This is a genomic window from Nocardia sp. NPDC004722 (assembly GCF_053601505.1).
Map to the genome: position 1 here is coordinate 1 of NZ_JBSGBY010000082.1, position 19,354 is coordinate 19,354.

Below are 19,354 nucleotides of genomic sequence, written 5' to 3' on the forward strand. Positions count from 1 at the left end.
GACGCGGCCGACGTTCGCTACGTGCGCTGCTCGCCTGCCTGATGGCCGGCGTATTCGGCATCGGGCTCGGCATAGGCGCCGGGTGGAAATGGAACGACTGGCGCGCACCGGCGCCCTACCACCCCCGGATGGACTCGCCATTGATGGCGTACTCCGACTGTGCCGAAGCCCGCGAGCCCGACCCGGCCACCCCGATTCAGACCCTGTATCCCACCTCGACGGCGCTGCGCACCCCGATCATGGACCGCGAGGTCGCGCTGCGCGCCCAGCGGCATCCCAAATACGGATGGATCGTGTGGGCGGATTTCGTTGTCTCCAAATCGGATCGGGACCGCCTGTGGCTGTCCTGGGGCTACGAGTACGACCCGAGCATCGACTCGAAATGGCGCGACTGCGCCCAACCCATCACCACCGGCCACTGGACACCCGCCGTCGAAGCCTTCGACAACCAGGGCCGCCCCCGATGGTTTCAGGCATGTGGCCAGGTACCACCAGAGGATCGAGGTTCGCGCCGGTCCGGCGTGTTCTGCACCCGATGGGAACAGCCCACCTGAGCTGTGAGCGAACGGCGATTGGGGGGCTGCGGCAAGATCAGGTGACAGGCCCGACATCTGATTCCCTGCTGATGGTGAGAGCGTGCCTTGCTCGGGGCGCGTGATAACCACTGGCACAACGCCTTCCATGCCTTCGCGCGTCTTGTCACCCGCGAGGGTCGTCTCCTGGTTGTCCCTCCTTCGCGAAAGAGACCTCCATGTCCACCGATCCCCATCGTGCCCGGGCACTGGGCCGTGAATTGATCGGCACTCACGACTGGTTGCGTGGCGAACTACGCCGCGTTACCCGCGCCCTGGATGAGTACCCGGCCAACGCCCCGATCCGCCCCCCTTCGTGACCTGCGTGCGCACTGCCTGGCTTTCTGCCAAGCTCTCACCGACCATCACACGAGCGAGGACGAGTCAGCGTTTCCCGCTCTGGCGCAACGCTTCCCGGATTTGGGACCGGTACTGGCCGAGCTCTCCGCCGACCACCATCTGGTCGCGGACATCCTGACCCGCATGACAACCGCGCTTGCCGATCTCAGCGCCGAGAACCTGGCAACGGTGCGCGGCGAGATCGCGGGGCCATCGGCCATATTGGAATCCCATTTTCAATGGGAGGAGCGTCGCATCGCGGCCGCCTTGGACAAGCTACCCAGCACCGACTACACCGCAGTGGAGCTGTTTGGCCGAAGGCGATGACCCCCCCGGTAGAAACGCTCACCATCTCATCAGGATTCGACGGGCGCGGCCGTCGGCCAGTATTACCGCCACGCCGTGCGAACCCATCCGGCACTCGGCGGCAACGGACGTCCACGACGGCCCAGTTCGGCACGACCGGTTGACCTTCCGCCGCGCCGCGCTCTCCGTCTCGGTGAGCGCGTAGGCGACACGCCTCTCCGCTGGATGATCTAGGACAGCTTCTGACCTGCATCATCCGTAGGTTGATCGTCATGACCGCTGACATCGATTCTTTCGAGAGTTCCAGCACGGTTCGCAGCTTCCGCATCGATATCCCGCGGGATCGGATCGAGGACCTGCATCGACGACTGGATGCGGTGCGCTGGCCCGATGAAGCGCCCGGCGTGGGATGGACCCAAGGCATCCCCCTGAACTACATGCAGGAGCTGACCCGCTACTGGCGCGAGAGCTACGATTGGCGCGCCCAGGAAGCACGGCTCAACACCTTCCCGCAGTTCCGCACCGAAATCGACGGCCACGACCTGCATTTCATCCACGTCCGCTCCCAAGTCCCGGACGCTATGCCGCTGGTGCTCACTCACGGATGGCCGGGATCGATCGTGGAATTCCTGGACATGATCGGCCCGCTGACCGACCCGGCAGCCCACGGCGGCGACGCCCGCGACGCCTTCCATGTAGTCGTGCCGACCTTGCCGGGATTCGGATTCTCCGGGCCCGCAGTCGGCTGGACCGCAGAACGGGTCGCCCGAGCCCTAGCAGTGTTGATGGCGCGACTCGGCTACGACCGCTACGGCGCTCACGGCGGCGACCTCGGCTCCCAGGTCACCCGGCATCTGGCCAGGCTTGACGCCGAGCATGTCGCCGGCATCCATGTCACCTCGATCCTGTCCGCGCTCATCGACCCCGCCACCGCCGACCCCGACGATCCCGGCGATCAACGGGCCCTCGCCGCGGGGCAGCGCTGGAATTCCGAGGTCGGCGCGTACTGGATGCTGCAGGTCACCCGGCCCCAAACCCTGGCCTACGGATTCACCGACTCACCCGTCGGGCAAATGGCCTGGATCGCCGAGCGATTCAAGGACTGGACCGACTCGATCGATCGGCCCGAAGACGCGATCGACCGCGACGCCCTGCTGACCAACATCATGATCTACTGGCTCAACGCCACCGCCGGGTCAGCGGCCCGCTACTACTTCGAAGACGGCCTCACCTGGGGCCAGCCCGGCCCCCGCATCGGGGTCCCCGTCGCGGTCGCTCAATTCCCCCACGACATCTCGGTGTCGGTGCGCCGCATCGCCGAACAAGCCCACAACATCGTGCGCTGGACCAAATTCGACCGTGGCGGCCACTTCCCCGGACTTGAACAACCTGCCCTGCTCGTCAACGACATCCGCGGCTTCTACCAAGAACTCCGCCCCTGATCGAACAACGGGAATCCGCCGACCCAGACATCGGCAGGAGCGGATGGATTTGTTGCGGCGCCAGGGGCCGGGTCTCGGGGCGGCGGTCACGCGTGCCAGCCCACAGGAACCGTGAGCTGGCAGGCGTGCGCGGCAATCAAACGGATTGCGGGCGTGGCTTGGACAGCAGGTAGGAGACGTTCTGCTGGGACATGCCGGACAAGTCCGCGAGGCGGTCTTGCGTGCGTCAGCGCCGGGATACCGCGGGAACGAACAGGGATCGGGCTCCAGTTTTCGCTCCATGTTTCGCGGCCGGAAACTGGGAATCCCCAGGAAACGGCGGGAACTCGAAGGACATGGTCACGAGTCGAAAAACGCTGACAGAGAAGCGATTTCAGCCGGTGATGGGCCATCCGAGAACAAGATCGCGATACCCACTGTGGTACGCCATGAACCTGGGGAACGTCAAGGTCACAGCGGTGCGAGTACATTACGCGGCCGCCGGATTCCGCTCCCCCGGCGGTGAATTGGCCATCGAACACCGAGGATGTCGAACTACGGTGCGTAAGGTATCCGGGCATTACGATCACCGTTAGTGTGCAGCGGGGCACGCACCGAGCGCAGGCCGCGTGACGGGCGAGCCGAACCAGCAGGGCTGCGCGCGGCGAGCAGGGAAGGGATGCCTTCGACGATGCGGGACACCGATGCGCGGGCTGTGCATCTGGTCGGTAGTTTCCCCGCCACGAACACCGGCGAGGCCATGCGCGCGATGCTCGACCGCGCCGGACCGCTGCTCGAGACGTTGCCGACCGGTGAAACGCGCCGCTACGACCGCTACATCATGCCCATCATCGAAGACCTGGTCACCCAAGGGCTGCTGATCGAGGTACCGCAACCACGATGGCGGTTGAGTCAGGCTCCGACCGCGCATCATGTCGCGCCCGGGGTCGAGTTACACGGTGACCGAATGGATCTCGGGTACGCGGCCGAAACAGCGGATGCTCTCCCGACCTTCCGGGCGATGCGGGGCGAGCGCTGCCTTGCGGGACTGGCACTGCAGGTGGGGATGGCCACCGATTTCACCATCACCACCGTCGCGCTGGCCTGTGCGGCTCGCCGACGACACCGCAAGGCGTTCGCGGCCGCGATGGCCCGTGAGATCGCCGCGATCCACGCACTGGCGGGCGAGGACGCCGTGATCCAGTTGGAGGCTCCCGCCGAACTGGTCATCGCCGCCAAAACCCAGCCCCTGCATCGCATCGTCGGCCGACTGCTGCGATTCGGGCGGGGAATCGGAGCACTCGCCGCCGCGGCACCCGAGGGCACCCGCTTCGGTGTGCACTTGTGCCTGGGCGGCATGAACAACAAAGCCCGCACCACCCTGCGTGACACCCGACCACTGGTCGCATTGGCCAATTCCGTTGCCCGGCACTGGCCTTCGGGCCGCACCCTGGAATACATCCACGGCCCGCTCGCCGCCGGCGACATACCCCCGCCCACCGACACTGCGTTCTACGCGCCGTTGGCGGACCTGCGACTCGGCGCCGGTACCCGCTTCCATGCCGGGTTCGTCCACGAAACCCCCACCGAAGCCGAACAAATCGCGACCCTGGGCATGATCGAACACGCCCTCGGCCACCGCCTCGACGGAGTAGCCAGCGCCTGCGGACTCGGCAGCCGAACCCGCCCCGTCGCCGAATCCCTGATCACCCGCGCCGCCACCCTGGCCTCAGCCGAGCCGGCCCACGGATCCTGAACCCGATCGCACCGGTACCGAGCGGATATCGGACGGGTCGGCGAGCGGGCCGGTGCTTCGCGAAGCCTGCTGTCGGCTCTGGTCGGGGGTCTCGACGGCTCTATTGTCCGTTGGACCGTGTTTCCAAGGCGTTCCGGATGAGAGTACGAGCTCCCTCGCCAGTGACGGATTGTCCGGCCAGTACATCGAAAGCGCGGCCGTACTGGGCGATCTCCCGTGGCTGGGTAACCGTCAGCTCCGCTGTGACGGTTTCGACCATGACCCTCGAGTTGTCGAAGATCGTGAAGTTCGTCATCGATACCCGGTACGGCGATTCGGTCGGGACGATGCCGAGAACGACTCTCGGCATGCCCAGTACCGCCAGCAGCCGGTCGAGTTGTCCCGTCATGGTGCGGCCGTCGCCTACCGTGGTCCGTAAGGCTTGTTCCGCGATGACGAAGTGGAAGCGATGGTTCCGCCGGTACAAGATCTGTTGGCGCTCCATCCTTTTGGACACGCCCTCGTCGATGTCGTCGGGCACCTGCTGGAACTCGATGACGCTCCGAAGAACGCCCTCGGCGTACTCCGCTGTCTGGAGCAATCCCGGAATCAGGAACGGGTGATACACCCGCATCACCTCGGTTCCGGCTTCCAATCTGATCGAAGCCTGTTGCCTGCGTTTGGTTCCGGTACCGAGGACGCGCCTCCACTCGAGCCATGCGGCTTCGATATTCCGCAGCGTGGCGATCAGGTCGGGCAACTGGGGCTCGGAGGCTGTGAGGGCACACCAGACCCGCAGGTCGCCGTCCGTGGGCTTGGTCTTGCCGTACTCGATCTTCGAGACCTTGGTTTGATGCCACCCGGCGCGACGGGCGAGCTCGGTACCCGTGAGTCCCGCATCGAGGCGAAGCTCTCGAAGCCTTGCCCCGAGAGCTTCTTTCGCCTGGTCCAGCGAACCCGTCACGGTTCGCGATATTCCGACAACGGAACGGCCCGAGACCAGACCCGTTCTTTGACCGTTCGGATGTACTCGACGATGCGCGGATCGGTCGTTACCGCGCCACCGAGCCAGCGCCCGTTGTCTCCGGGTTCGAAGACTGTGAACGCTACGACCGCGTCATCGAAGATCCACCAATCATCGGTGGTCAACTCGTCCGGGTCGATCATGTGGCGTGCCAAGTACCGCACATCCTCGCCTGCCTCCACATTCAGGCGGGCAACGTGTTTCGCGTATCGGGTGTAGTCGTTGTGCGGGGTGGTGACAACGCGTGCGCGGTTGACCGCTACCCCGCGATCCACCGATTCCCGGACCTGGTTCAGCCAGGGCTGGAACCATTGGTAGTCCTCTGGTTCTCCAGCGAGGAATCGCACAAGTGGTGGGTAGTCCGGCGGGTAGTAGTCGTCCCGCACTTCCAGGTGGAACGCTTCACGCTTCGCCTCGCGGAACAGCTCGTCGAACGCCTCACCCTGCACTAGTTGCATTGCCGTAGAACGTCCTTCCTAACTTGGGTACTTCCACGCAGGTCTCGCCAGGGTAGATGTCCATCTGCCCGAGAGTCTCGAGGTCTGCGACCGGGGCTCCGGACAAGGTGAACGTTCCACGACCGCTGTCGGTCATGGTCGCGCCGATGAACGTGTCGGGGTCCACGAATCCTGTCAGGTGATGCGGGATTTCGATGGTCTCGGGTGTGTCCGTCGTCCAACCCTGGACCACATAAGTGTCGTGATCAGTCAAATAGAGCGAAGGCATCCTCCGCCTTCGGTGCCACATTTGCCGAGGAACTGTAACCGCATGGAATTGCCTCCAATCGGAACATGCGCGTTCATGCTCGCGCACCTCCGCTTCGTAGCGTCGGTTCATGGCGCGCGCTCGGATATCTGCGCACCGATGTTTCCGGCCAAGCCACGCGTCTGGACGCGGAAGCGGTGTTCGTGCCGTCGCTCGAGCATTTCGGGGATGGCGAAGCGCCTGGTTCGCTGGTGCAGCGCTTGGACGTGGTGACCGTACACCCGGAATCGACCTACTCACGGCGCGTATCGCCGTCGCTGCCGGCTTGATGGTCACTTGCGATGTCATGCAGCTGTCGATGCGGACGTGGGGAGCGGTTTGAGCGGGTGGGGGCGAGGCATTACCGAGATGACCCGAGGAGTAGGAGGACGGTATGCCGAAGGAATGGACCGGGAAGCAGGAACGGCAGTACGAGCACATCAAGGATTCCGCTGAGGATCGGGGGGAGAGTGAGAAGCGGGCGGAGGAGATCGCGGCTCGGACGGTCAACAAGAATCGGGCTCGGGCGGGGCAGACCAAGACTGCCAGCCGGACCTCGCTGGAGGGGAAGTCCCCACAGCAGCGCGGAGGGAAACGATCCGGGCGGCAGGGGCCCAAGGGGCTCACTCGCGACCAGCTGTACAACGAGGCTCGGCAGCGAAACATCAAGGGGCGCTCCAGTATGACGAAGGCTCAGCTCGCCAAGGCACTCGGCAAGAACTGACAGCTCCACAGAGAAGGGAGGTGGGCCGTGCTATCCCGCCTGATCGGCCTCACCACCGGGACGGTGCGAGATCTCACGCGCCGTCTCGGAACCGCGACGGACATCGCCCCGCAGATCCGTCATGACCTGGGGACATTGCTCGATCCGGGTCTTCATCGCGATCGCAGGGTCACGCGCGTCGGTGACAGGACCAGCGTGGAAGTGCACGGCCTCGGCTCCGAGCAGGGGCCGAAACTGTCTGTGGCCCTGCGCGATACGCTCGACGGCGTACCCGGTGTCGAGCACGTGCACACCAACTCGCTCACCGGCCACGTCACCGTCACGACCGGCGCCGACGTGGACATCCCCGATCTGGTGGACGCCGTCGCGGGAGTCGAGGACGATTTCGGGCTCGCCGACCACCCCTGGGATCCGACCACACCGCATCCCGGCGACCTCGAACCCGCACTGTCGGCGGCCATTTCGCTCGCCGTCGATACGGTGGCGCTCGGTCTCGCCGCCGCGGGCGCGGTGACGCCCCGGCGCGCGCCCGTGCAATTCTTCCAGGCGACCGTCGCCATGCTCGACACTCAGCCGCGGCTGCGCGCGCTGCTCGAACAGCGGCTCGGACAGGCCCGCACGGATCTGTTGGTGACCACCGCGAATGCCGTCGGCCAGGCCGCCGGTGACGGGGTGGGCAGTCTGCTCGTGGATGCCGGTCAGCGCGTGCTGGTGCTCGCCGAGGCGAGCGCCCGGCACGCGCGCTGGCGGGAATGGGAACTGGCGACCGATCATTCCCGGCGGCCATCGGTCGTGCACGAGCCGTTGCGGATCGGGCCGCGTCCGGTCGAGTTGCCGCCCGGGCCGGTCGAGCGGTGCGCGGATGAGATCGCGACCGGGTCGGCGCTCGCCACCGCCGTCGCCCTGTTCGGGCGCGGCGCGGCCGACACCGCGCCCGCGCTCGGCCTGTCCGCGCCGAAAGCCGCTCGCACGAGTCGAGAATCGTTCGCGGCGGTCCTCGCCCTGCGGCTCACGCTCGCCGGAGTGGTGACAGTCGATCCGGCGATCTGGCGTCGGCTCGATCGACTCAGCGCCATCGTCATCGACGGTGACGTTCTACTCGGGACTCATCGGCTGGTGCTCGATGCCGAGGCGGCCGACGACCGCGAGCGGCGTCGGATCTGGAGCGCCGTGCAAGATCAGCTGTGGACCACGCCTGATGCCGATTCTCCTGTGGGCCACACTGATTCAACGCCGCAAGGTGATTCAGACGGAAAGAACGAGGGTGGGCCGCTGCGGCTCAGCATCCGCGAGCAAGGCGAACCGGAGGGACCGATCTGGTATGACGTGCACGACGATTCGCGCCTGGCCGGGCGGGTCCTGGTCGGGCACGAGTTGCATCCACACGCCCAGGCGATCCTGCTGGCCGCGCGCGACGCCGGACTGCGGGTGATCCTCGCAGGCTCCCGCGATACCACCGAATTGCGTTCCTCCGCCGACCAATTCGTGCCCCGGACCCAATCGCAGCACGACCTGGTGCGCCGGTTGCAGGAGCAGGGCCACGGCGTCGCCGTCGTGTCCGGGTCGGCCGATCGGGCACTGGCGGCGGCCGACGCGGCGATCGGGGTCGTGAGCCACCACCGCACGGGCGCGCCGCGGTCGCCGTGGTCGGCGGATGTGCTGTGCACCGAACTGGCCCAGGTGCTCGACGTTCTCACCGCGATCGGGCCCGCCCGGCAGGCCAGCGCCCGTGGCCGCGCGCTCGCGCTGTCGGCGGCCTCGCTGGGAGGACTGCTGGTGGCGGCCGCCCCGCAACGTCACAACGAACAGCTCCCGGTCACGGCGGCACAGGCGGCCGGACTGCTCTCCGGCGGGCTGAGCGGCTGGCGGGCAACGACTTCCGAGCTGGACGCCTCGGCATCGCCGTTGCTGCCCTGGCATGCCTTGCAGGCGCGGGAAGTGCTGACGCGGCTACCGGAGCCCGCGCCGATCTCCGAACCGAAGCCCAAGCCGACCACCGCGATCCGCGACCGCGCCACCGCCTCGCTGGCGCCGTTCGCCCGCTTCGCCGGCCATCTGCGCGCGGAGGTGGCCGATCCACTGACGCCGATCCTGGGCGTCGGCGCCGCGGCGTCCGCCATTCTGGGCGCGCCGACCGACGCGTTGCTGGTGACCTCGGTCCTGACCGTCAACGCCGTGGTGTCGACCCTGCAGCGGCTGCGCGCCGAGTCCGCCCTGCGCGATCTCCTGCACGGAGAGGCGTTGCGCGCGTACCGCATCGAGCGGGGAACGCTGGAGCGCGAACCGCAGGATCTCGACGATGTCGACGGCCACCGCGTTCCCGCCGACCGGCTGCGCGCCGGTGACGTCATCCTCGTCTGCACCGGCGATGTCGTGCCCGCCGATGCCCGGCTGTTGCGCTGCGAGGACCTGGAGATCGACGAATCGTCCCTCACCGGCGAATCGGTCACCGTGGAGAAGCGCGTCGAGGCGACGCCCGGCGCCGCGTTGAGCGAGCGCTACTGCATGCTGTTCCAGGGCAGCACCGTCGTCAACGGCACGGCCGCCGCGGTCGTGGTGGCGGTCGGCGCCGACACCGAGACCGAACGCGCCGCGGCAGCGGCGATTCCGCCGCGCCGCGGCGGCGTGCAGGCGCAGTTGCGGCAGCTCACCGACCGGGCACTGCCCGCCACGGTGGCCGGAGGTTCGGCCGTCACCGCCTTGGACTGGCTGCGGGGCCGTAGCCTGCGCGACGCGCTCGCGGAGGGTGTCGCCGTCGCGACCGCCGCGGTCCCGGAAGGGCTTCCGCTGGTCGCGACGGTGGCGCAGTCGGCGGCGGCCCGCCGACTGTCGCGCAGCGGAATCCTGGTGCGCGCCAGCCGGACCGTGGAGGCGCTGGGCCGGGTCGACACCGTGTGCTTCGACAAGACGGGCACTCTCACCGAGGGCAGATTGCGCCTCACCGCCATGGCGGACCTCGACTCCCAGTGGGAGCCGGACGATCCCGGCACCGCCGCCCGGCAGCTGCTGCGCGACGCCGCGCACGCCTGCCCGGACCCCGACGGCCCGATCGTCCACGCCACCGATCGCGCCGTCCTCGACGCCGCCGCGGAATTGCTCGCCGCCGGGGACTGGGAAACCGTGGAGGAGTTGCCCTTCGAATCCAACCGTGGATTCGCGGCCACCCTCGGACACAACCCGCGCCGCCTGCGGCTCGTCGCCAAGGGCGCGCCGGAGGTCGTCCTCGACCGCTGCACGCGGGTCCGGCATTCGAATGGGAACAGCACCGGCACAGCACTTTCCGAGACCGAACGGCAGCGGGCCGAACGGCTCGTCCACGAGCTCGCCGACCGCGGTCTGCGCGTGCTGGTGGTGGCGCGTCGCGATCTCCGATCCGTGCCGGACGAGATCGAGGACGCGGTCGAGAAACTCACGCTCATCGGGTTCCTGGGCCTCGCCGACACCCCGCGCCCCCAGGCCCGGCCGTTGGTCACCACGTTGCGCGACAACGACATCGGCGCCCGCATCATCACCGGCGACCACCCGGTGACCGCGGCGGCCGTGGCCCGCGAACTCGGCATCGAGACCGCGACGGTGACCACCGGCTCGGACCTCGACGAGCTCGACGAAACGGCCCAGGCCGAACTCATCGAGCGCAGCGCGGTTTTCGCCCGGGTCAGCCCACGGCACAAGGTCCGCATCGTCTCGGCCCTCCAGCGGAGTGGACACGTGGTGGCGATGGCCGGTGACGGCGGGAACGACGCGGCGGCCATTCGCACCGCCGATATCGGAATCGGTTTGGCCGCACGCGGTTCCACCGCGGCGCGCAATGCCGCGGACCTGGTGCTCACCGAGCCCGATCCGCTGGTGCTGCTCGAGGCGCTGGCCGAGGGGCGCAGCATGTGGCGGCGGGTCAGCGACGCGGTCGGCGTCCTGGTCGGCGGCAACGCCGGCGAGGTCGCGTTCACGGTGCTCGGCACCGCGGTGTCCGGGCGCGCCCCGCTGGGGACCCGGCAGTTCCTCCTGGTCAATCTGCTCACCGATATGTTCCCGGCCATGGCGGTCGCGCTGTCGCCCGACCCGGTCGCCGAGAGCGTCGAAAAGCCCGACCGCGCCGAGAAACTCGGCGCTCACCTGGCTGCCCGGCCACCCGCGGATCTCGGGGCCGAACTGTCGCACGCCATCGTCTCCCGGGGCGCTACCACCGCCGCGGGAGCCACCGGCGCGTGGCTCATCGGGCGATACACCGGGACCGCCCGGCGGGCGAGCACGATCGGTCTGGTCGCGCTGATCGGCACCCAACTGGGCCAAACCCTGCTGGCCGCCCGCCACAGCCCGCTGGTGTGGCTCACCACCGCCGCCAGCGGAGTGGTTCTGGTCACCGTCGTCATGACACCGGGCGTGTGCACCTATTTCGGTTGCCGCCCACTGGGACCCGTGGCCTGGACGATCGCCTGTGGCTCGGCGGCCGTCGCCACCGCCGTCAGCGCGCTCGACAGCGGACACGCCCGTAATGCTCGATCACGGCTCGAAGGGAGCTCCGAATGACCACCAACGCCGATATTCGTCGAATCCTCATGGTTACGGTCGCGGCCGCGGCGGTGCTGACCCTCAGCGCCTGCGATCAGGCCCGAGAGGCCGTGAACAAGGGTGGTGCGACGCCATGCAGCGAATTCACCGCCCAGGATCAGAACAAGCAGCGGATCACGGTCCGCAAGTACCTCGAGCAGGACACGAAGGTCACGCCGACCGCGAGCCCGGACACCGTCGACGCCTCCATCGCGGCCATCACCCTGATGTGCCAGGCGCAGGCGAATCCCGATACGCCGATTCGCGACGCCGACTTGACCGGCATTCTCGTGCCGAAGAAGTAGCGCGACAATGCCTTACCGGTCATCGAGGGCGGGCAGCACGGTCTCCCTGATGATCAACAGCACCGCCGCGGCGACCGGGATCGCCAGCAGTGCCCCGACGATGCCGAGCAATGCCCCGCCGAGCAGGACCGACACCACTGTCACGAGTGCCGGCACCCGGACCGTTCGGCCGATGATCCGAGGCACCAGCGCATAGTCCTCGAGCAGCCGCAATGCGATGAAGAATCCCACCGTCGCGATGGTGACCGGCACGGACACGGTGAGCGCCACGAGGGCGACGATGACCCCGGCGAGGCTGGAGCCCACCACCGGCACCAGGTCCAGCAGGGCCACCAGGACGGCGAGCAACAGCGGATAGGGCACGTCGAAGAACATCAGCCACACGAAGGTCAGCACCGCGGTGATCAGCGAGATCAGCAGGTTTCCGAGGATGTATCCACCGACCTTGGCGAAGATCTCGTCACCGATCAGGATGGCGCGGGGCCGACGAGAACGCGGGAACAGACGATAGATGGCCGCCCGAACCTGAACGAAATTGGCCATGAAGTAGGCGGTGAGCACGGCGACGATCACCGTTCCGCTCACCACGCTGAAGATCTGCCGACCCGCGGTCACGATTCCCCCGGCCACGCTGCCCTGCCCCGAGTTCAGCGAGCTGACGAGTTTGTCGCGCAGGTGGAATCGATTGTCCAGCGAGGCGATCGCCGGATATCGCTGGGTGAAGTGGGAGGCATAGTCCGGGGCGGTGTGGACGAGCGCGCCTCCCTGCGTGACCAGCGGTGGGATCGCCGCGGCCAGGAAACCGGCGAACAATCCGATCGCCACCAGGAATACGACCGTGACGGCCGCCCAGCGCGGAAACCACGGGCGCACCAGCCAGGACACGGCCGGTTCGAGGCCGATCGCCAGGAACAACGCGATCAGGATCAGAATGAGGACCTGTCCCACCGCGATCAGCACGTGGATGGCGCCGTAGGTCACGGCCACGCCCGCCGCCGCGGCCATCCCGATCATGAAGGGTGAACGCCGGTCGAACGGCCGTCCGGGCGTGCCCAGCGGATGCCGGGCGGTCCGGGCTCGCGCGGCGTCCGCCTCGGCCGCGAGCAGCGCATCGCCTTCGGCCTCGCCGTGCGGCTGCGCCACCTCCTCCTTGTGACCGGACTCCGGTGTGGGAGAAGGATTATCGCTCTCTCCCGGCGGGTCACGGCGCATCGCGCGGACTCTCCGCAGAATTCCCATCAGATCTCTCTTTCCGACAGCGGCGTATGTCCGGACATACCCTTTCTCGGGCGAAATACCGGACGCCGCAGCGCGGCCGGGTTTCGAGTTCGGGCTCGGGGTAGTCGAACAGTGGTGCATCGTCGCGCCGATCCATCGCACCCTGTCGAAGGACCAGATACTCATGAGCACACGCGACACCACAACCTTGCTGACGCAATTGCGCGCAGTCCGCGACCTGACCAACACCGAGATTCAGATCGCCGAGACTCGAATCACGCAGGCGCGCACGGAGGCAGTGCGCCGCGAGCTGTCGGAGAACGCCGCCAACGGCCGCGCCCGCGCCGAGGTCATCGAATCCGCCATCCGTACCCTCGGCGGCGTACCGGCCGTGGTCGGCCCGTTCCTCGGGCGGCTCATCGCCGCGTTCAAGACCTTGGGCGAACAGGGCCGGCCATTCGAGGAATCCCTGCTCGGCGACCTGTCCCTGGAACACCAGTTGCTGGACCGATCCCGCTACATCAAGGCTCTCGCCACCGACGGGCGGCAACGCGAGGTGGTGGCGCTGGCGGAACGACTGATCAAGGCGCACACCGCGACCGTGGACTGGCTGACCACGGTGCTGGCCGAGGACGCGCTCGGCGGTCCGGCCGCATTGCGCCGCACGCCTTTGCAGGTCGTCACCGGCACCGCCGTGAAGGCGGCCAATATCCCGGCGTCCTGGTCCGTGCGCGGCATCGACCGGGTCCTCGACACTTTCCGTGCCGCACCGCCCGCGCTCGAGGAGCTGTTGTCGCGCGGCGCGCACGCCAAGGACATCGCCGCCAAGACGTTCAGCGCCTCCCGCGATGCCGCGCTCGAGACGGCCGAGCAGGTCACCCGCCGGGAGGGTGCCGAGGCGACGGCGGAGGCGCTGCGTTCGGTCCGCACCGCCACCGGCGTTCTCGAGCCCGGTGAACTGCCGATCAAGGGCTACGACGACCTGAACGTCTCCCAGACCGTCGCGGCGATCAAGGACTTGAATTCGCCCGCCGACCTGCGCGCGATTCTGGCCTACGAGGAGGCGCACAAGAACCGGAGCGGCGTCGTGTCGGCCTCCCAGGCCCGTCTCGCGGCCATCGCACCGGGGATCACCGGACTCGAGTGATCCGGCGCAGCTGACGTGATCCGGCGCAGTTGACGGATCCCGGCCAGTCCGATCGAAGCAGCCGCCCCAGGCACCGAAATGCGTTGCGGGGGCGGCCGATTCGCGCGTCCGTAGGCCCGGGTCGCACGGGCGAGACATTCCTCTCGGCCGCAGCCGTTTCATCCCACGCCGAGCGGCTATTGCGACACTATGACACCGATCTGGGCGATCGAGACAGCCATCCCCGCGCGCCTGCGCGTCACGGCGGGACTGCGTTACGACGTGGTGATCATCGGCGGCGGGCTCACCGGCCTGGCCACCGCACTGCTCCTGGCGCAGCACGGGATCGAGGTCGCGGTGCTGGAAGGACAGCGCATCGGCGCGGGCGCAACGGGCGCGAGCACCGCCAAAATCAGTCTATTGCAAGGCATTCGGGCACAACGCATCCGGCATCGGCACGACGCCGCCACGCTGCGCGCCTACCTCGACGGCAACCGCGCGGGGCAGAGCTGGCTGATGGAGTACTGCGACGGCCACGCCGTCGCCTGGCAGTCCGCCGATGCCTGCACCTACGCGCAGTCCGAACGCGAACTGGCCTTCGTTCGAAGGGAATTCGGCGCGCTGCGGGAGGCCGGGTTGCCGGTCGAACTGAGCGAGCGGATCGACGCGCCCTTCCCCGCGCTGGGCGGTGTGCGGCTTGCCAGGCAGGCGCAAGTGAATCCCATGTCGCTGCTGACGGTTCTCGCCGCGGACGTGGAATCGCACGCGGTACCCATCTACGAATCCAGTCTCGTGCACGGCGTCGATTCGGCTCTCACCGGCGATCACGTCATCAGCACCGAGCACGGTCCGGTCCGCGCGGGCACCGTCGTCCTCGCCACCGGCACCCCGATCCTGGATCGCGGCGGATTCTTCACCCGCCTGACCCCGGTCCGCTCCTACCTCACCGCCTACCGTCTGCCCCAACGACTTTCGCTCCCGATGTACCTCACCGCGGGCGAGCCCACCCGGTCGGTGCGCACCGTCCCCGACCCCGACGGCGATGTGCTGCTCGTCGGCGGAAACGGGCATGTGGTCGGACGCGCGGACCACACCGAGAATCACTTCACCGACCTGCGGGACTGGACCGCGCGCTGGTTCCCCGCCGCGACGCCGCTGGCCGGTTGGTCCGCACAGGACTACCTACCGGTCGGCGAACTGCCCTACGCGGGTCCCCTGCTTCCGGGCCGCGACGGCATCCTGCTCGCCACCGGATACGCCAAATGGGGCTTCACCAACGCGGTGGTCGCGGCCCAGGTGCTCGTCGGCCGGATCATCGGCAAGCCACCCGACTGGGCCGATGCCTTCGCCACCTGGAGACCGGACGAGTTGCGCTCGGTGCCCGCCGCCGCACGCGCCAATACCGCCGTCGCACTCGAATTCAGTAGGGGCTGGTGGCATCTGGCGCACAGCGGCGCCGACCCCGCGCCCGCGCCGGAGGGCACCGGTCGCGTCGAGCGCCGCGGATACCGCCCGACGGCCACCTGCACCATGGACGGCACGACCACCACCGTGTCCGCGGTGTGCCCCCACCTGGGTGGCATCGTGCGCTGGAACCCGGCCGAGAAGTCCTGGGACTGTCCGCTGCACGGCTCCCGTTTCGCCGCCGACGGCACCCGCCTCGAGGGTCCCGCTACGCAGCATCTGACCCCGCTGTCCCGCCCTATCACCGGCCCCCGAACACCTTAGCGGGCACCGCCGTTCGAATCCCGATGCGGTGCGGTCATGCTGTCGCCGACGGGTTCAGCAGGCGCCGGTGGGTTCGGGAGAGTTACCGGGGCTTCGGTCAGGGTGACAGAGTGGCCGTGGTGGGTGAGGGTGAGGGGCGTGCCGGACTGGCGGTGGTAGGTGGTCGCGGTGGGCGTGATGGTCACCGCGATGCGGCTGGTGCGCCAGAGGATTCGGAAGGTCAAGCGGTGAAGGGCCGCGGGGAGGCGTGGGGCGAAGGAGAGGGTGCCGTCGGCGTCTCGCAGACCGCCGAAACCGCCGACGCAGGCGATCCAGGTGCCCGCGAGGGCGGCGATGTGGATGCCGGCGCCGACGTCGTGGTGAAGGTCGTGCAGATCGAGCAGGGCTGCCTCGCGGAAGCAGGTGTACGCGAGCGCGGGACGGCCGACTTCGGTGGCCAGGACGGACTGGATACAGCCGGACAGTGAGGAGTCGCGGACGGTCAGCGGGTCGTAGTAGTCGAAGTCGCGCGCCTTTTCGGCGGGGGTGAAGGCGTGGGGGCAGAGGTACATGGCCAGTACCAGATCGGCCTGTTTGACGACCTGCTGGCGGTAGAGGTCGAAATACGGGTAGTGCAGCAGCAGCGGATAGTTCTCCGGTGGAGTGGAGTCGAAATCCCATGGCTCGTAGCGGGTGAAGCCCTCGGATTGTTCGTGTACGCCGAGTTTCTCGTCGTAGGGGATGAACATCGATTCGGCACAGCCGAGCCAGCGCAGCACTTCCGTGGAGTCCGCCCCGAATCGTTCGGCCAGATCGGGCCGGCGCGTGCACGCCGCGGCGGCCGCGCGCAGGTTCCGCGCGGCCATGAGGTTGGTGTAGACGTTGTTGTCGGCGAGGGCGGAGTACTCGTCGGGGCCGGTGACGCCGTCGATGCGGAACCTTCCCGCGGAGTCCCGGTGGCCGAGGCTCACCCACAGGCGCGCGGTGTCGACGAGAAGTTCTGTGCCGCACTCCGTTTCGAATTGCTCATCGCCGGTCGCGGCCAGGTATCGGGCGGTCGCGTCGGCGATGTCGGCGTTGACGTGGACGGCGGCGGTGGCGGTGGGCCAGTAGCCGGAGGCTTCCTCGCCGTTGATGGAGCGCCACGGGAACATCGCGCCGTCCTGTCCGAACTCCCGCGCTCGCTGCCGCGCCCGGTCCAGGGTGGAGTGCCGCCAGCGCAAGGCGTCCGCGGCGGCGAGGGGCATGGTGTAGGTGAGCACGGGCAGCACGTAGATCTCGGTGTCCCAGAACGCGTGACCGTCGTAACCCGGGCCGGTGAGCCCCTTGGCGGGGATGGCCCGCGCCTCGCCGCGCGCGCCCGCTTGCAGAACGTGGAACAGGGCGAATCGCACGGCCTGTTGCAGTTCGGGATCGCCGTCGATTTCGATGTCGGCCTGCGCCCAGAACTCGTCGAGGTAGTCGCGCTGCCGCGACAGCAATCGGTCCCAGCCGATCTCCATTCCGGCGGCGAGCGCGGCCTCCACCTGTGCCCGCAGCGCCGACGCCGAGCGTCGCGCGGACCAGCCGTAGGCCAGGAACTTGGTCAGGCACAGACGATCCCCCGCGGGGACGTCGGCGGCGATGGTCACCCGCGCGAGGTCGTCCTCGGCGCGCACCTCACAGCGGGCCGGTGCGGAGACGTCGAAGAGATGGTTCATCCCGGCCGCCACACGCAGTCCGGAACGCCGGGTCCGGTGCACGAGGACCGCGGCCAGTTCGCCCGCGGTCGCGGACTCCCCACCAGCGGATGATCCAGCGCCGCCGCGAGTCTGGGGTCGGTGGGGCGCGCCGGGATCGGTTCGTTGGTCAGCAGGTCTGATTGCACGACCACTTCCAGATCGCCGTCGAGCGGTTCGACCTCGTAGCGCACCGCGGCCAGCGCGCGCTCGGTGAACGAGACCAGCCGCTGGGAGCGGATCCGTACCCGCCGCCCGGTCGGCGAGGTCCACACGGTCGTGCGACGCAGCGTGCCCGACCGGAAGTCCAGCACCTGCTCGTGCGTCTCGGTGTGGCCGTAGCGCAGGTCCATCGGCTCGTCCTCGACGAGCAGTCGGATGATCTTGCCGTCGGTCACGTTCACGATCGTCTGCCCGGTTTCCGGATAGCCGTAGCCCGCTTCGGCGTACGGCAACGGGCGCGACTCGTAGCAGCCGTTGAGGTAGGTGCCCGGCATGGCGAGGGGTTCGCCCTCGTCGAGGGTGGCGCGCAAGCCGAGGTGCCCGTTCGACAGCGCGAGAGTCGATTCGACGCGTGCGAGGGCGTCCAAGTCCACACCGCGCCAGCGCAATTCCCAGGGCGCGATCTCGAATCCCGAGCCGGTCATCACTTGTCCGTCAGCTCGGCCAGGTCGGTGACGACGACATCCGCTCCGGCCCGGTGTATTTCGTCCGCGTAGTCGGCGTCACGATGTCGGGCGACACCGACGACGAATCCGAATCCACCCGCGCGCCCGGCCATCACACCCGCGATGGCGTCCTCGAACACGGCCGTCTCGCGCGGTTCGACGCCCAACTCCTGTGCACCCGAAAGGAATCCATCCGGCGCCGGTTTGCCTCGCAGACCGCGCTCCGCATAGGTCTTTCCGTCGATACGGATCTCGGCGTATCGATCGAGCCCCGTCGCGGCGAGCACCGCCGCCGCGTTGGCGGACGAGGACACCACACCGATGCGAAGGCCCGCCATTCGCACCGCCGTCAGGTAGTCGACCGAACCCGGGTATGCCCGTACCCCGTCGCGCTTGATCAGCGAGTTCAGCAACGTGTCCTTCCTGTTGCCGATCCCGTGCACGGTGTCCTCGTCGGGGCCGTCCCCCTCGGTCCCTTCCGGCACCGTGATCTCGCGCGATCTCAGAAACTCCCGGACACCGTCGAGCCTCGGCCGCCCGTCGACCAGCGATTCGTAATCCTGCTCGGTGAAGGGCTCGAACCCGCTGCCGCAGCGGTCCTTCAGAAACTCGTCGAACACGGTCTTCCAGGCGCGTTCATGCACCACGGCGGTATCGGTGAGCACACCGTCGAGATCGAACAGCGCCGCGCTGATGCCGGCCGGGAGCCCGACGAGGGTGCCGATGTCGTCGTTCATACCGCTGCCGTACCCGGGTGCCCCGCCAGCAAACAAGCGCGCGGCGCCTCACGCCCGGGCCCAGCTGAATTCGACCGCGGTGCGGTAGCCGGAGCGGCCCTCGTCGAAGGGCAGGCGTACCGCGTGCACGGCGCGGGTCAGGTCCCGCACGGCGGGCCAGCACAGGTTCCGTTGCGCCAGTGTGTCTTCGGAGCGGGTCACCGCGGAGACGTGGATGGTCATGCATCGATCGTCGTAGGCGAAGCGGCAGTCCACGTCCGCGCCCGGCACGGCGTCCAGGATCAACCCGGTGGCGATCTCGTCGAGCGCCATCCGGATATCGGTCACCTCGCCGATCCCGAAGTCGGCGACCATCCCGACGGTGTCGGCGAGGGCGCGCACACCGGCGTCGGCTGCCGTGATCAGACGGGGCACGGATTCCGGATCTCCACCGCCGCGGCCACCCTGCAACCGACCGGTCCG

16 protein-coding genes and 1 pseudogene are annotated in these 19,354 nt (G+C 68.2%); 10 read left to right on the forward strand and 7 right to left on the reverse strand.

All coding sequences use genetic code 11. The features are described 5' to 3' along the window. From ACWELQ_RS11310 to ACWELQ_RS11325, 4 genes are all read left to right on the forward strand, one after another. On the forward strand, positions 1–554 hold a 554-nt coding region (locus ACWELQ_RS11310; RefSeq protein ID WP_452396916.1), incomplete at its 5' end, for a hypothetical protein. Positions 555–818: 264 nt separating this feature from the next. Next, a complete protein-coding gene (locus ACWELQ_RS11315) occupies positions 819–1,238 on the forward strand; it encodes a hemerythrin domain-containing protein (RefSeq protein ID WP_452396917.1) in 420 nt (139 codons plus the stop codon). A gap of 251 nt (positions 1,239–1,489) precedes the next feature. Beyond that, entirely contained in the window at positions 1,490–2,659 is a 1,170-nt protein-coding gene (locus ACWELQ_RS11320) for an epoxide hydrolase family protein (RefSeq protein ID WP_452396918.1), read from the forward strand. Between the two features lie 670 nt (positions 2,660–3,329). Next, on the forward strand, positions 3,330–4,394 hold the full coding sequence (locus tag ACWELQ_RS11325) for a hypothetical protein (RefSeq protein ID WP_452396919.1): 1,065 nt from the start codon (positions 3,330–3,332) through the stop codon (positions 4,392–4,394). 100 nt (positions 4,395–4,494) lie between these two features. Here the strand turns inward: ACWELQ_RS11325 and ACWELQ_RS11330 are convergent, their stop codons facing one another. Genes ACWELQ_RS11330 through ACWELQ_RS11340 form a run of 3 tightly spaced genes read right to left on the reverse strand, consistent with a single transcriptional unit; the run spans position 4,495 to position 6,123 of the window. Then, positions 4,495–5,337 (reverse strand): helix-turn-helix domain-containing protein, encoded by an 843-nt coding sequence (locus ACWELQ_RS11330; RefSeq protein ID WP_452396920.1) that lies wholly within the window; start codon positions 5,335–5,337, stop codon positions 4,495–4,497. Further along, positions 5,334–5,855, reverse strand: coding sequence for a DUF6879 family protein (locus ACWELQ_RS11335; RefSeq protein WP_452396921.1), 522 nt, complete (start codon positions 5,853–5,855; stop codon positions 5,334–5,336). Before ACWELQ_RS11335 ends, ACWELQ_RS11330 begins: the two co-directional genes overlap by 4 nt. Further along, positions 5,836–6,123, reverse strand: a complete 288-nt coding sequence (locus ACWELQ_RS11340; RefSeq protein ID WP_452396922.1) for a hypothetical protein — start codon at positions 6,121–6,123, stop codon at positions 5,836–5,838. Before ACWELQ_RS11340 ends, ACWELQ_RS11335 begins: the two co-directional genes overlap by 20 nt. Before the next feature lie 65 nt (positions 6,124–6,188). Between ACWELQ_RS11340 and ACWELQ_RS11345 the strand changes: the two genes are divergently transcribed. The 4 genes from ACWELQ_RS11345 to ACWELQ_RS11360 all read left to right on the forward strand — a co-directional run bounded on the left by ACWELQ_RS11345 (position 6,189) and on the right by ACWELQ_RS11360 (position 11,718). Then, positions 6,189–6,431: a hypothetical protein gene (locus ACWELQ_RS11345; RefSeq protein ID WP_452396923.1), complete on the forward strand. Its 243-nt coding sequence runs from the start codon at positions 6,189–6,191 to the stop codon at positions 6,429–6,431. A 104-nt stretch (positions 6,432–6,535) separates the two neighbouring features. Beyond that, a complete protein-coding gene (locus tag ACWELQ_RS11350; RefSeq protein WP_452396924.1) occupies positions 6,536–6,865 on the forward strand; it encodes a plasmid stabilization protein in 330 nt (109 codons plus the stop codon). Between the two features lie 27 nt (positions 6,866–6,892). Continuing rightward, entirely contained in the window at positions 6,893–11,392 is a 4,500-nt protein-coding gene (locus ACWELQ_RS11355; protein ID WP_452396925.1) for an HAD-IC family P-type ATPase, read from the forward strand. Next, a complete protein-coding gene (locus ACWELQ_RS11360; RefSeq protein ID WP_452396926.1) occupies positions 11,389–11,718 on the forward strand; it encodes a hypothetical protein in 330 nt (109 codons plus the stop codon). Before ACWELQ_RS11355 ends, ACWELQ_RS11360 begins: the two co-directional genes overlap by 4 nt. Positions 11,719–11,730: 12 nt before the next feature. Here ACWELQ_RS11360 and ACWELQ_RS11365 read toward each other — a convergent pair whose 3' ends face one another. Further along, positions 11,731–12,930, reverse strand: coding sequence for an AI-2E family transporter (locus tag ACWELQ_RS11365; RefSeq protein WP_452396927.1), 1,200 nt, complete (start codon positions 12,928–12,930; stop codon positions 11,731–11,733). A 190-nt stretch (positions 12,931–13,120) separates the two neighbouring features. Between ACWELQ_RS11365 and ACWELQ_RS11370 the strand changes: the two genes are divergently transcribed. Together ACWELQ_RS11370 and ACWELQ_RS11375 are read left to right on the forward strand one after the other, a co-directional pair. Next, complete coding sequence (locus tag ACWELQ_RS11370; RefSeq protein WP_452396928.1) at positions 13,121–14,083, forward strand: ferritin-like domain-containing protein; 963 nt, start codon at positions 13,121–13,123, stop codon at positions 14,081–14,083. Between the two features lie 189 nt (positions 14,084–14,272). After that, positions 14,273–15,790 carry an FAD-dependent oxidoreductase gene (locus tag ACWELQ_RS11375; RefSeq protein WP_452396929.1) on the forward strand — a complete coding sequence of 506 codons (1,518 nt, stop codon included), beginning with the start codon at positions 14,273–14,275 and terminating at the stop codon, positions 15,788–15,790. Here ACWELQ_RS11375 and ACWELQ_RS11380 read toward each other — a convergent pair. The 3 genes and pseudogenes from ACWELQ_RS11380 to ACWELQ_RS11390 form a co-directional block, all read right to left on the reverse strand. Continuing rightward, positions 15,787–18,134 (reverse strand): annotated as a pseudogene (locus ACWELQ_RS11380) (glycoside hydrolase family 65 protein). The gene ACWELQ_RS11375 and the pseudogene ACWELQ_RS11380 sit on opposite strands and share 4 nt — an antisense overlap. Further along, on the reverse strand, positions 18,134–18,892 hold the full coding sequence (locus ACWELQ_RS11385) for an HAD family hydrolase (protein ID WP_452396930.1): 759 nt from the start codon (positions 18,890–18,892) through the stop codon (positions 18,134–18,136). Before ACWELQ_RS11385 ends, ACWELQ_RS11380 begins: the two are co-directional and overlap by 1 nt. A gap of 48 nt (positions 18,893–18,940) precedes the next feature. Continuing rightward, the coding region (locus ACWELQ_RS11390) for a hypothetical protein (protein ID WP_452396931.1) at positions 18,941–19,354 on the reverse strand (414 nt) is incomplete at its 5' end.

Coding starts and splice junctions, on each gene's coding strand:
- ACWELQ_RS11375 (WP_452396929.1), top strand. CDS start 14,273: ATGACACCGATCTGGGCGATCGAGACAGCCATCCCCGCGCGCCTGCGC.
- ACWELQ_RS11320 (WP_452396918.1), top strand. CDS start 1,490: ATGACCGCTGACATCGATTCTTTCGAGAGTTCCAGCACGGTTCGCAGC.
- ACWELQ_RS11365 (WP_452396927.1), bottom strand. CDS start 12,930: ATGCGCCGTGACCCGCCGGGAGAGAGCGATAATCCTTCTCCCACACCG.
- ACWELQ_RS11340 (WP_452396922.1), bottom strand. CDS start 6,123: ATGCCTTCGCTCTATTTGACTGATCACGACACTTATGTGGTCCAGGGT.
- ACWELQ_RS11385 (WP_452396930.1), bottom strand. CDS start 18,892: ATGAACGACGACATCGGCACCCTCGTCGGGCTCCCGGCCGGCATCAGC.
- ACWELQ_RS11360 (WP_452396926.1), top strand. CDS start 11,389: ATGACCACCAACGCCGATATTCGTCGAATCCTCATGGTTACGGTCGCG.
- ACWELQ_RS11370 (WP_452396928.1), top strand. CDS start 13,121: ATGAGCACACGCGACACCACAACCTTGCTGACGCAATTGCGCGCAGTC.
- ACWELQ_RS11335 (WP_452396921.1), bottom strand. CDS start 5,855: ATGCAACTAGTGCAGGGTGAGGCGTTCGACGAGCTGTTCCGCGAGGCG.
- ACWELQ_RS11345 (WP_452396923.1), top strand. CDS start 6,189: ATGCGCGTTCATGCTCGCGCACCTCCGCTTCGTAGCGTCGGTTCATGG.
- ACWELQ_RS11325 (WP_452396919.1), top strand. CDS start 3,330: ATGCGGGACACCGATGCGCGGGCTGTGCATCTGGTCGGTAGTTTCCCC.
- ACWELQ_RS11350 (WP_452396924.1), top strand. CDS start 6,536: ATGCCGAAGGAATGGACCGGGAAGCAGGAACGGCAGTACGAGCACATC.